We start from the raw sequence: 11,977 nt of genomic DNA, 5'->3' as shown, positions 1-11,977 counted from the left end.
ATGCCAACACTTACCAGACGTGTTATCTTTTACCTGTTTGCAGCTGCCATCCTGTATACCTCCTGGCTGATGCTGTTACTAAGTCTTCCTTATACCTCCTTTGACCGGTATGTAGACTTCCTAATGACCAAACAGCTGGTGTATCATATCAGGCACTGGCGGATCAGCTTTTATGTGCATGTTTTCACCAGCATCATTGTACTGCTGGCAGGGCTCTTGCAATTCAGCAATTATCTCCTAAAAAAATTTCCCGGCCTGCATCGCAGGTCCGGGAAAATATATGCGATTGTCATCTTGTTCTTCAGCGGTCCGGCTGGTCTGGTCATGGGCTTTTATGCCAATGGCGGATTGCCTGCCCGTATCAGCTTTGTGATACTCGCCTCCCTCTGGCTACTCACCACTTTCCTGGGCTGGCGCTATGCCTTGCAGCGCAAGTGGCGTTTACATACCGGTATGATGATCCGCAGTTATGCACTCACCTTATCTGCCATTTCGTTACGCTTATATGCTTTTCTGATCGGCACATTTAACATCCCAATACATCCTGTACAGGCTTATATCCTCATTTCCTGGCTCAGCTGGACATTGAACCTGTTGATCGCAGAAGCCATTATCCGCCGGGGACTGGGCTATCTTAAAGATTCATTCCCAGCAGATTCTCCTTCCTTACAAAATGGCCATCATCTGTGATGCTATATAATTGCTTTTCCAGTAGTTTCACATCCACGAGATCATTGTCTTCATAGCCTTCCTTCTCCGGATCCTTCTCATACACCTGCTTAAACATGCCTATCTCGATATTGCCATTCTCCGTTAATGTGGCTACACGAAAAGGCTCCGCCAGTTTTTTATGGCCGCCTATCTGTAGTTTATCAATCAGCTTACCCACATGGTCAAAGCTGACGATATAGTATTCAGGAGGAGTATCACCACCCATTATAACATTCCTCACAGCATAAATGATTGTCTTTATACTGTCGCTTGCTTTTGCCAGGCCGACATGATAGAACTCAAATCCCACTTCGCGGGAGAATTGGTCATTGTCACGCATTTCAGCAACGAAACGTTCATACTCGTACGAGATATAATCCTCTCCCAGTTTTTGGCCATACTTCTCATCCAGTACCAGCGGATAAACAACCGGTTTAAACTCATGCCAGAACAGGTTCCATTGCAATTTGTCAGGATCGGTAGCTCCGCTCAGCGCAGCAGTAACTGCGCTTTTAAAATTGTACATGTTGTTTCTCAGGAATTCGAGGTCTTTATCCTCAAAAATGTTCTTTTGGTTGCTATATCCAAATTCAATGGCAGAGATAAGATAATACCGTGCAGCCTGCTCATTTTCCGCCCTGGAATATACGCAGGCCAGGTTAAACAGCACCTTTGAAGTAGGCTTATAGTCCAACGCTTCTGCTATCTGATAGGCGTGAGCCGCGTCTGCCAGATCATTCAACTCTGCCAGTGCATTACCCAGTTCAAAATAAGCCCTGGCTTGTGGCTGTGCCATGATGGACTGCTTAAACAGCTTCGCCCCTTCTTCCGGGTTCTTCTGATTCCTGTATACATCCACTCCTTTCAGGAAGTATTTATCGGAAATCCTGCGTTTTCCTTCCGTGCCTGAAACTGCACGCAGGACTAACTGTTGGTCGAATATCTGGTCTTCGCTGATTACAGCGGTGGATTGTCCCTTTTCCGGATGTTGGGGGTCAGTTTTCTTTGTGGCATCCGGGGTGCCTGGGGCATTGCAGGCAAACAGGGAAATACCTGCCGCCAGCATTAATACATAGCGCATAGGAAGTTTCTTTAATCATATAAAGATAATAACAAGTATTAAAATAACGCACCAGCTATTATTCGATTTGCCCGGGGTGAAATACTGTTCTTAACAGGCTTCTTTCGGTACCGTTATTCACATATAAACTATCCTTCAGCCATATATAACCCATATATAACCCATACCGTTTAGATATGGGTTATATATGGGTCATATATGGCTTATATATGGGTTATATATGGGTTATCTCACCGAATAGGCTATGGTAAAGCCCTTACAAGGATTATATAAAATACTTGTTTTGTAATAAACTGATAATAAATGAAGTTTACCTTAAGCAGAAGTCATATAAGTCGAGTTTTTACCGATTTGACCGGGCAAAAAAAACCACCGGCAATAAAAATTACCAGGTGGTTTAATGACGTTACTATGGAGCCAACCATGGGATTCGAACCCACGACCTACAATTTACGAAACTGTTGCTCTACCGGCTGAGCTAGGTTGGCAGACAGTCAACGCAATATAAGCCATTCAGCTGCAAGGCAGCAGCGCTGTTGTTAAAACAGTCCGCCTAATGGTCCCAGCATACCGCCCGCGATGCCTTTCATTTCAGATTCCCAGGCATTTTCTGCATTCTTCAGCGCCCGGTTCAGTGCTGTGATCATCAGGTCTTCCAGCTCTTCCTTGTTGTCTTTTTCGAGCAGGCGTTCTGCGATATCGATACTTTTTACCTCACGGTTACCTGTCACAACTACCTTTACAGCACCGTCTCCGGCCTCGCCATCAACGGTGATCAGGGCCAGGCGTTCTTTACTTTCTTTCATTTTAGACTGCGCTTCCTGCAGTTTTCCAAATAGATCTCCGAACATGGTTAGTTGATTTTAGGCCGCGAATATATTCCTCTTTTCTTTATCTTAACAGCTTAAATGTACAGGATGTTGGAAACTAAAGTATGTATCGTTGGCGCTGGTCCTGCCGGGGCTGCTGCGGCCCTCCAGCTGGCGCAACTTGGTATTGAATGTATCATAGTGGACAAAGCCGTCTTCCCGAGGGATAAAGTCTGTGGAGATGGCCTGAGTGGAAAAGTAATCACTGCACTGAACCGTATCGATCCTGCTATTGCAACCCGTCTCAAAGAAGCTAATTTTAAAGTGAACAGCTGGGGCGTAACCTTCGTTTCTCCCGGCAGACATAGCCTGGATGTTGGCTACCGTCCTGATTACAACAGCAATAACCAGGGCCATAAGGAAACGCCTATCGGCTATGTATGCAAACGCATGGACTTTGATAATTTCCTGGTGGATGAGATCAAACGCAGACCAGAGATCAAACTGCTGGAAGGCGTTACTGTGGATAAGTATGAATTGCTGAAAGATGGTTATGTTGTGACCGGTAGCAACGGCTTCCATGTAAAGGCACAGCTGCTTATCATTGCTAATGGCGCGCACTCTTCGTTCACAAAAGAGGTAGCCAATATCACCATGGAACCGGAACACTATGTGGCCGGTATCCGCGCTTACTACAAAAACGTTAGCGGCAATAACGCTGACAACTTCATAGAACTACACTTCCTGAAAAGCCTCTTGCCCGGCTATTTCTGGATCTTCCCGCTGCCGAATGGAGAAGCCAACGTAGGTGTAGGCGTACTCAGCGAAGCCGTGCGTAAAAAGAAGATGAACCTGAAGAAGTCCATGCTGGATATCATCGCCAACGATCCTGTGTTTAAAGAGCGCTTCAAAAACGCAGAGCTGGTAAGCAATATCGAAGGGTATGGCCTGCCGCTGGGCAGTAAGGTTAGGGTCATTTCCGGCGAGCGTTATATGCTGGTGGGCGATGCTGCCTACCTCATTGATCCATTCACTGGCGAAGGTATCGGCAATGGCCTGTATTCAGGCCGTATTGCCGCTTTAAAAGCTGCGGATGCGCTCAAAGTAAATGACTTCTCTGCCACACAACTGTCGGCCTATGATGCGGAAGTTTACCGTGTAATGGGGCCTGAGCTGAAACTGAGTCACCGGCTGCAGAAGCTGATCAGATATCCATGGCTGTTCAATACCCTCATGAAGGTGAGCAGCCGTAATAAACAGCTACAGGAATTGTTGTCCTGCATGTTCTATGAGGTAGATCTGCGTAAGAAGCTGGCTAAACCGTCATTCTATGTAAAAATGTTATTCAACCGCTAACCGTGAAGAAAACATTTATCCTGATATCCCTGATAACCGGAATCCTGATGTCGTCTGCATCTGCACAAAAGGCTTTTTATACCCGCAAAAGCAGCGGTCTGCTGGATCTCACGCCGGAAGGTGCGGCGCATCTTGCGGAACTGCCCTTGCGCTGTATGCAGCAGGAATTCCCTTACAAAACGGGAATTGTCTTCTCAGACACATCCCTTGTTACCAATCCGAAAGTCTATCATCCGGCCTTTTATGGCTGTTTTGACTGGCATAGCAGCGTACATGGTCACTGGATGTTGGTACGACTGCTGAAGTCATTCCCTGATCTCTCAAAGAAACAGGAAATCATTACTAAACTGTCCCAGAACCTGACAGCAGCCAACATCGCGCAGGAACAACGGATCTTTCAGAATAAGGAGAACAAAGGCTTTGAACGTATCTACGGATGGAGCTGGCTGTTACAACTACAGCGGGAACTCCTCACCTGGAACGATCCACTGGGAAAACAGCTGGCCATGAATGTACAGCCACTGGCCACCCAGTTCTCCAAAGCCTACATAGACTTCCTGGGGAAGCTGGTTTATCCCATCCGTGTGGGTGAACATACTAACCTGGCATTCGGCTTGTCCCTGGCCTGGGATTATGCCGCTACGGCGAATGATACTGCCCTGCAACAGGCTATCCGCCAGGCAGCGACGCGTTTCTATGCAGCAGACAGCAACTGCCCTGCCGCGTGGGAGCCGGGAGGTTATGACTTCCTCTCTCCCTGCCTGGAAGAAGCAGATCTCATGTGGCGCATTCTGCCGGCTAAGGAGTATGAAACATGGATCAAAGCCTTCCTCCCTGAACTGTTCGCTAAAGAACTGACGGTATTCAAAGTAGCGCAGGTGAAAGATGTAACAGATGGTAAACTGGTGCACCTGCATGGTTTGAACCTGAGCCGGGCATGGTGCCTGTATGGCATTGCACGTCATGTTACGGCCAACCGGGCCGCAATCCTGCAGTTAGCTAACCTGCACCTGGAATCTGCCATTCCACATGTAGCCAGCGGCGACTATGCGGGCGAACACTGGCTGGCGTCCTTTGCGGTGTATGCGCTGACTACAGAAAATAACTAATTGCCTATTTATTCCTATGCACCGTATATCGCTGCTCATTGCCTTATTGATCTGTTGTTTCTATGCGGGGGCCAATGCTCAGCAAAAAAACTTTTCTATTACACCAGCGCCCACCTGGCTGGTGCCTTATATACCTGACATGAAACAGGTGCCCGATGCACGCGATGTGAGCAACGGGTACTATATACTGCTGTTTGAAGAACAGCAAAATGTGGAACAATCTGCTGTATACCACCATATGATCAGGCAGATCGTATCGGAAGCCGGCATCCAGAACGGTGCGGAAATAACCATAGACTATGATCCGGTATACGAAAAACTGCATTTTCATAAGATCCTCATCCGTCGTAACGGGAAAGTAATCAACCAGCTACAGGCATCTAAATTTAAGATCCTGCAACAGGAAGATGATCTCTCCCGCTTTATTTACAGTGGCGTGTATACGGCCTACTTTATCCTGGAAGATGTGCGCAAAGGAGATCAGATAGAGTTTGCCTATACGATAGAAGGTAGTAATCCCATCTTCGAACATAAGTTCACCAGCCTGTTTTACCTGGCATTCGGCAATCCCGTAGTGAACTTTCATAAAAGTATTATTGCTTCCCCTAACCGGGAGATCCGGTTTAAAACCTTCAACAATGCCGCTATGCCCGACAGGCAGATGGTAAACGGCATGCAGGTATACAAATGGGAGATGACCAATATTCCCTCTGCAGAGATCGTAGATGATACGCCGGAGTGGTTTGACAACTTTCCATCTGTGCAGGCTACGGAATACAAAGACTGGCAGGAAGTGATCCAATGGGGAGACCGGGTCAACAAAATGCCTCCTCCCGGCGCAGCCCTGAAAGCCAAGATTGCAGAATTTAAGCGGGAAGCGGGCAATAGCAGGGAGAAATACATGCTGAAGGCGATCCGCTTCGTGCAGGATGATATCCGCTATATGGGTATTGAAATGGGCGAATACTCCCATCGTCCCAATACACCCGACAAGATATTACTACAGCGCTTTGGCGACTGTAAAGATAAATCACTGCTGCTGGCCACCATCCTGAAGGCAAACGGCATTTACGCTAATATGGCCTATGTGGATACCTATACCAGGGGCCATCTGGTAAACTATCTGCCGGCGCCCGATCTCTTCAACCATGCAATCGTTTATGCAAAACTGGACGATAAAGAATATTGGATAGACCCCACTATCAGCTACCAGCGTGGTAACCTCTCAATGCTGACTGTGCCGGATTACCAGCAGGGACTTGTCATTGATCCGATGCTAAAGAATGGATTCACACCTGTTACGAACATAGGCAAAGGCAAGACCATCATCCATGAGCATTTCCAACTGCCTTCCGATAAAAAGAATAAAGGCTCGCTGACCGTTACGTCCACCTTCACGATGCAGAATGCAGATGATCAGCGGGACGGCCTGGCCAACAGCAGCCGGAAGGATAACGAGAGCACCTTCCTCAACTATTATAAAAATGCCTACGGTGGCGTCACTATTGACTCGCCGCTGCAGGTAACAGATATTCCGGACAGTGACCGTATCGTGATAAAGGAACGTTATATCCTGCAATCTCCCTGGAAAAGCGACAGTACAAAGGAACACGCCAACAACTTCAACATGAAGGCCAATCTGCTGAGAGATGCCTTACCGGATTATGCGGAAGAAGACAGAAAAGTGGCGCCGCTGGACCTGCGTTATCCATTCTCACTGGATTATACCGTCACAATCGAAATGCCTTCTACCTGGACCGTAGATGAGGAAGAACTGCACATTAAGAATGATTATTACTCCGTAAACTTTGTGCCCTCGGTGGATGGCAACCTGGTAACGATGCATTATACCTTTGAGACTTACCAGGACCACATTCCCGCCAGTTTTCTGAATACCTATATCAAAGAGCGTAAGCAGATAGATGAATTTCTGTCGTATAATTTCTATTGGGATCTGGATGAGGGAGCACAGAGTAGTGGTCCTTCCCAGGGATTAAACTGGTTAGTCATCGGCCTGGCGATATTCTTCACAGCCGTATTCGCACACTATGCCGTACGCTTTCACAAGGTATCCATACAGCCGGCAGGCACTTATTCATATCCGCCACAGATTGGTGGCTGGCTTGTAGTAATGGCCATTGGTGTTTTCATTAGTCCCTTAAATATCTTCAATGGCCTGATACGTGCATCGATATTCAGCAACAGTATGTGGCTACAACTGGATAAGGCCACCAACGCCACGCACAATGTTTCCATTTTGCAGTTGTTGCTGGTTACTGAGCTGGCAAGCCAGATAGCTATGCTGGTTTTCAGCCTGATGCTGGTATCGCTTTTCTATAATAAACGGGATACTTTCCCCAAGGCCATGATCGCCTTCCTGGCCTGCAGCCTGGCCTTTAATCTGCTGGATAATCTGGCTTGCAATTATATCTTCGAAAAGAAGAGCTGGGATACAGAAAATGTAAAACAAGTGGTACAGTCATTCGTAGCCGCTGTGATCTGGATACCTTACCTGATACGGTCAGAACGTGTGAAGGAAACATTCGTGATGCCACATGAAAAAGAGATTCGCGACAGGTATTAAACCTGGGAAACACCTGATTCCGACATCCGGGCTTAGCACTCCTGTGCTACAAAAGAGGCAAAAGGTACTTTTTTCCCTTTAATGGCACTTCACCTTGCCCGGAAAGACCTACTGTATAACAACGGTTCTCAGAATCGCTTAATACCCTCTCTCCATCAGGCATCCGCATGAAAAAGGGTGTACCGTACTTGATACACCCTTGAATAATATTAGATTCCTGATCTTTCAGATTCAGATCGTTTCTGAATCATAGATCAGCACTTTATCCCACAGGTGCTTGCAGTTTTCCACAAACGCCAGGTGTATAGGGTGCTGCTGGTATACATCGTGTCCTGCTTCGTCATTAAACACAGTCAGTTCACAATAGCTGTAACTTTTGTCTATCACAGGACGGTCAGTAGCTGCAGGCTTGCCTACATTGAACATTACCAGTGATTCGATCGCTGAAAGCGATTGTACTCCTTCTTCAAACTTTTTGATATCAGCTGCTGAAAGACCTGGCTTCAGCCAGAAATTTACGACGTGTACAAACATCTCAATATATTTTAAGTGTATAAAACAATGTTGTTAGCTGATGGCGTTGATGTATTTCCTGACATTGACCCTGTTGACAATGTACACTAGCACAACTACCAGCAAAGCGGCACAGCCGGTACTTACAGCGATCCATTTTGAAATGAACACTTCGTGGGCGGCCAGTTGTACGGAAGCCCACCATTGCAGTCCTGCCACCAGCAATAAAGCAACTATGCCTATTGCAATATACAGCGGTACAAACTGGCGCATCAGGTAGCGTTGTAACTGACGGGGCGCGGTACCCAGCGTCACCAGCAGCTGTATCTCTTTCTTACAACTGGCAATTACCAGCTGGATGAACATACTGAATACCAGCAACGCAAACACCAGCAGGATGACTCCAAAGAAACCGATAACGGATACAATGATCTGCACAATGCGTTTTGTTTTGCTGTACTTGATCTTATCCTGGTTGGTGGTATAGCCTTTGTCTTTCAGGTATTCTGCCAATACAGGATTGGATGGATCTTTGGTTTTGATGATCACGCGGGAAGGTGATGCCGCCTGCCCGGTACCAAACTTGCCATTAGCCCAGTCCATAAAGCTGACAGGCACCAGGAAAGAAGAGATGCGATCAGAAAAGCCGACAATGCGTCCCGTGAATTCCTGTGTCATCAGTCCCTGGGAAATGGTGACTTTCATAGGCAATGCCTTTACTGTTTCCTGTGAAATCTGCGGCAGCCCCTGGCTGAGTGCAAACCCGAAGTTATAGAGGTTCAGAAAATCATTGGGCAGGATGATTGGGATGGTATTATCACCCGGCGCCCATTTCCACTCGTCGTTCTTCACATCAATGAATGAGTCAGGAACAGATTCAAAGAACATATCTGTGTAGAAATGCAGGTCGCCAGGCGCAGCGGCGGTTACTTTGTATTGATTGGAAGTAATAAAGCCGAATGCTTCTGTGAATGGCTGTTTCTGGAGATCTGCTATTTCCGCTGGGGTGAATTCACTTTTGGCATTCTGTCCCATCATAGCATTGGTGATCTTCTTATTGATGACCAGGAAGTCTGCACTTTCATTGGCATTCTGCTGATTGTTCAATAGCTGATCGAAGTCGGTATGTGCCTGGATAGCGATGAGCAGGAGTATCATGGCGATACCCAGTCCGCCGGCCGCCATGATCAGGCGGGACGCACCGATACCGGTCTGTATAATCTTTTTGAGTAACTGGTAGAAGGATGGCATCATAAGTTGTAGTATGTGTCATATGCAAACCTGGTATCGTTGTCCAGGTCTGTTAAAATAAATCCAGCCTTACGGGCTTTACATTCTTCTGCGATCAGCTGGGCTGCGCGGTTCGCATTGTCTTCATCCAGATGGCTGAAGGGTTCATCCATGATCAGCCACTGGAAGGGCTGTACCAGTGCACGGATAATAGCCACACGCTGGCGTTCTCCGTAGGAAAGCGTTCTCCCGCTCTGGTTCAGTACGTGGGTAACATTCAGGCGGGCAGCCATTTCTTTCACCTTCTCTGCGCTACAATAAGGCTGGGCGTTCATCACTCTTTTCAGTTCAATGTTTTCCAGGGCGGTCAGCTGTTCAAAGATGCGCAGGTCCTGAAATATTACGCTGATCTGTTCTTGCCGCATACCGGCAATAGCACCTTTTGAATAAGATGCCCAGGGCTGACCATTTACCAGTACCTGCCCGGTATAGTCAGTTCTGATGTGGTACAGGTAATGAACGAGGGTTGTCTTACCGGTACCTGAAGGGGCTTTTATTTTAGTAAAACTACCGGGAGTGAATGTAACGGGCCTGTTCCAGATATCGGACGAACGCTGCAGGATCTTATCACGTAAGGGAACGGGCACCAGGTTATCTAACTGTATCTGCATGAAACTGGTGTTCTTAATGATGTCCCAATATAGAGCTTTTTCTAAATGAAAAATGTCCATGGCAGTTGCAACCGCCATGGACATTCTATCTCAATACGTTATTATGATTAGTGTGTTGCTTTTTCTTCTGCATCAGCGGCTACAGCAGCAGCAGAATCAGCGGCAACCATAGCAGCGGCTTTGGCAGCATCTGCCTTTTTCTTTTCTTCCATGTATTTGGCAGCCTCAGTACCGAGGTTTACCAATTGCACCAGGCTGTTCTCATTCTCGTTTTTGAAGTTCAGTACGATCTCAGAGTGCTGGGTTTTACCATCGAAAGAGTTACTTACGGCGGTCATATCTCTCAACAGGTTCTTGAACTTTCCTGCCAGGGGCTTGCCTTCTTCAGGGATTTCTTCGTCAGGAATGTTGTTTACGATCTTTTCGAAGTTTACGTAAGCTCCCATTGGTTTGCCTTTGATCTTGCTCACGAAATCGTTGTCCAGGCCAGTTGCTTTGCCTTTACCAGCCAGGTATTCCTGGAGTAATGCAGAGTCAGAAGCACTTGTTACCAGTTTGTCAGTGATAGAGATGGCTGGCATACCAGGCATGTTCTGTGTCATTACATAAGTATCTCCTTGTTTAGTAAAGAAGCCTTTCAGCATCGGAGAAGACATTACTTTATCGAAAGCAGCCTTATCTCCTACTTTCATAGCAAACACCCATTTGGATTCCGGAGTGGTGGTAGAATCGCCCTCTATGTACAGGCTTGGCTTTTTCTTCACCTGGAAGTCAGAAGCAACGAATACCAGTTGTCCTTTGAAGGCGTTCAGGATATCGTCCAGCGTTAGGCCAGAGCTCTGCAGTCCCATATTAGCGATACCATCCAGACCGGTGCTTTTTACGATATCACCGATCATACGGAAATCAAAACCGTATACAATAAAGCCGGTGATGTTCTGGGAAGGATATTTCTCCAGCATATCCAGGTCGGCTTCCATGTTACCATATTTCTTGTAGATAGCAGCGAGGTCTTTACCTACGTAGGAAACACCATCTACTTCAACTTTACCCTTCTCAAAGTTTACTGCGCCGGTATAGTAGCAACCAGCTAGTAAGGTTTTCAGGTTAGCAGGCATCATACCTGACTGTGCGCTGTAGATTGGCTCAGGATTAATGTATACGCTCAGATCGGCATTGTTCTTCAGCAGATCATTGAACGCTTCTATGGAACCAGCTGTTTCATCTTTTTTCAGGTGGAACAGGTGATCTACTTCAGCCACCCAGGTCTGCATATCGTCAGCAGCTGTTACCAGGCTTGCTGGCTGCGCGTTATTGCTATCAGAAGATTCTTCGCCCTGATCGCCGTCTGGTGTTGGAAGACCGGTTGGAGGCATTGCTTTCTGCATCGCGTCTCCTTCGATACCTTTCAGGCAGATAACGGTACTTTTGTTCCAGGCAATTACTGCGTCCTGTTTGTCTTCCAGGACGTACTTGAAATCAGACTTCGTCTGCAGGGAGAAGTTGCTGATGTTCTTTTTCAGGTACTCCTCGAACTTAGCAGCATCTTTCAGGCCACCGGTCAGGGTAACGTAAGACTGATTTTTACTGTATACTACAGACACGAATGAGTTCGCCTGCAGGTCCAGTCCGGAATTCTCTATATCTTTCCAGAACTTCTGCGCCTCACTGGAGCTGTCTTTTTCCTGTACTGCAGCAAATAGTTTGTCCATTGTAATACCGTTGGTAATCAATTTCTTGCTGATCTGTTTGCTGTTTACGCTGAGTACGAGGCTGGCCGTTTTGGGAATATATTTGCTTTGCTCCGGCATCTTGGAACAGGAGGTAAGCAGGATAGCTATGGCCGATATAGCGAGTAATACCTTTGAAAACATTTTTCTCATAATAAGGGGATCAAAATTAATAATGAGTGA

Annotated in this window: 10 protein-coding genes and 1 tRNA gene; 4 read left to right on the top strand and 7 right to left on the bottom strand. The window is 46.8% G+C overall.

Features of this window, described 5'->3' with window-relative positions; translation table 11 throughout:
• Positions 1–690, top strand: coding sequence for a DUF2306 domain-containing protein (locus BLR32_RS06435; RefSeq protein WP_089829667.1), 690 nt, complete (start codon positions 1–3; stop codon positions 688–690).
• On the opposite strand, the gene BLR32_RS06430 is transcribed toward BLR32_RS06435, so the two are convergent.
• The 3 genes from BLR32_RS06430 to BLR32_RS06420 form a co-directional block, all read right to left on the bottom strand.
• A complete protein-coding gene (locus BLR32_RS06430) occupies positions 635–1,792 on the bottom strand; it encodes a tetratricopeptide repeat protein (protein ID WP_089829665.1) in 1,158 nt (385 codons plus the stop codon). The two genes, BLR32_RS06435 and BLR32_RS06430, sit on opposite strands and share 56 nt — an antisense overlap.
• Positions 1,793–2,204: 412 nt before the next feature.
• Positions 2,205–2,280: transfer RNA gene (locus tag BLR32_RS06425), tRNA-Thr, on the bottom strand.
• A 51-nt stretch (positions 2,281–2,331) separates the two neighbouring features.
• Positions 2,332–2,643 carry a YbaB/EbfC family nucleoid-associated protein gene (locus BLR32_RS06420; RefSeq protein WP_089829662.1) on the bottom strand — a complete coding sequence of 104 codons (312 nt, stop codon included), beginning with the start codon at positions 2,641–2,643 and terminating at the stop codon, positions 2,332–2,334.
• Between the two features lie 66 nt (positions 2,644–2,709).
• Here BLR32_RS06420 and BLR32_RS06415 point away from each other — a divergent pair, with 66 nt between their 5' ends.
• From BLR32_RS06415 to BLR32_RS06405, 3 genes are read left to right on the top strand one after another with little or no spacing between them, the layout of a single operon-like run.
• Positions 2,710–3,957: an NAD(P)/FAD-dependent oxidoreductase gene (locus tag BLR32_RS06415; protein WP_089829660.1), complete on the top strand. Its 1,248-nt coding sequence runs from the start codon at positions 2,710–2,712 to the stop codon at positions 3,955–3,957.
• Between the two features lie 2 nt (positions 3,958–3,959).
• Positions 3,960–5,066 (top strand): DUF2891 domain-containing protein, encoded by a 1,107-nt coding sequence (locus BLR32_RS06410; RefSeq protein WP_245705368.1) that lies wholly within the window; start codon positions 3,960–3,962, stop codon positions 5,064–5,066.
• Between the two features lie 16 nt (positions 5,067–5,082).
• Positions 5,083–7,650: a DUF3857 domain-containing protein gene (locus BLR32_RS06405; protein WP_089829658.1), complete on the top strand. Its 2,568-nt coding sequence runs from the start codon at positions 5,083–5,085 to the stop codon at positions 7,648–7,650.
• 231 nt (positions 7,651–7,881) lie between these two features.
• On the opposite strand, the gene BLR32_RS06400 is transcribed toward BLR32_RS06405, so the two are convergent.
• The 4 genes from BLR32_RS06400 to BLR32_RS06385 all read right to left on the bottom strand — a co-directional run bounded on the left by BLR32_RS06400 (position 7,882) and on the right by BLR32_RS06385 (position 11,947).
• Entirely contained in the window at positions 7,882–8,184 is a 303-nt protein-coding gene (locus tag BLR32_RS06400; protein WP_089829656.1) for a Dabb family protein, read from the bottom strand.
• Positions 8,185–8,217: 33 nt separating this feature from the next.
• The gene (locus BLR32_RS06395; protein WP_089829654.1) at positions 8,218–9,417 is read right to left on the bottom strand and encodes an ABC transporter permease family protein; all 1,200 of its coding nucleotides are present in this window, start codon (positions 9,415–9,417) and stop codon (positions 8,218–8,220) included.
• Entirely contained in the window at positions 9,414–10,064 is a 651-nt protein-coding gene (locus BLR32_RS06390) for an ATP-binding cassette domain-containing protein (RefSeq protein WP_176842182.1), read from the bottom strand. The genes BLR32_RS06395 and BLR32_RS06390 overlap by 4 nt, the downstream gene beginning before the upstream one ends.
• A gap of 107 nt (positions 10,065–10,171) precedes the next feature.
• Positions 10,172–11,947 (bottom strand): DUF4836 family protein, encoded by a 1,776-nt coding sequence (locus BLR32_RS06385; RefSeq protein WP_089829650.1) that lies wholly within the window; start codon positions 11,945–11,947, stop codon positions 10,172–10,174.
• Positions 11,948–11,977: the final 30 nt, after the last annotated feature.

It is taken from the genome of Chitinophaga filiformis (genome assembly GCF_900102545.1).
Lineage (GTDB): Bacteria > Bacteroidota > Bacteroidia > Chitinophagales > Chitinophagaceae > Chitinophaga > Chitinophaga filiformis.
The sequence above is the reverse complement of the archived record's forward strand: the minus strand, read 5'-3'. Positions and strand labels throughout refer to the sequence as shown.

Coding starts and splice junctions, on each gene's coding strand:
- BLR32_RS06435 (WP_089829667.1), top strand. CDS start 1: ATGCCAACACTTACCAGACGTGTTATCTTTTACCTGTTTGCAGCTGCC.
- BLR32_RS06430 (WP_089829665.1), bottom strand. CDS start 1,792: ATGCGCTATGTATTAATGCTGGCGGCAGGTATTTCCCTGTTTGCCTGC.
- BLR32_RS06420 (WP_089829662.1), bottom strand. CDS start 2,643: ATGTTCGGAGATCTATTTGGAAAACTGCAGGAAGCGCAGTCTAAAATG.
- BLR32_RS06415 (WP_089829660.1), top strand. CDS start 2,710: ATGTTGGAAACTAAAGTATGTATCGTTGGCGCTGGTCCTGCCGGGGCT.
- BLR32_RS06405 (WP_089829658.1), top strand. CDS start 5,083: ATGCACCGTATATCGCTGCTCATTGCCTTATTGATCTGTTGTTTCTAT.
- BLR32_RS06400 (WP_089829656.1), bottom strand. CDS start 8,184: ATGTTTGTACACGTCGTAAATTTCTGGCTGAAGCCAGGTCTTTCAGCA.
- BLR32_RS06395 (WP_089829654.1), bottom strand. CDS start 9,417: ATGATGCCATCCTTCTACCAGTTACTCAAAAAGATTATACAGACCGGT.
- BLR32_RS06390 (WP_176842182.1), bottom strand. CDS start 10,064: ATGCAGATACAGTTAGATAACCTGGTGCCCGTTCCCTTACGTGATAAG.
- BLR32_RS06385 (WP_089829650.1), bottom strand. CDS start 11,947: ATGAGAAAAATGTTTTCAAAGGTATTACTCGCTATATCGGCCATAGCT.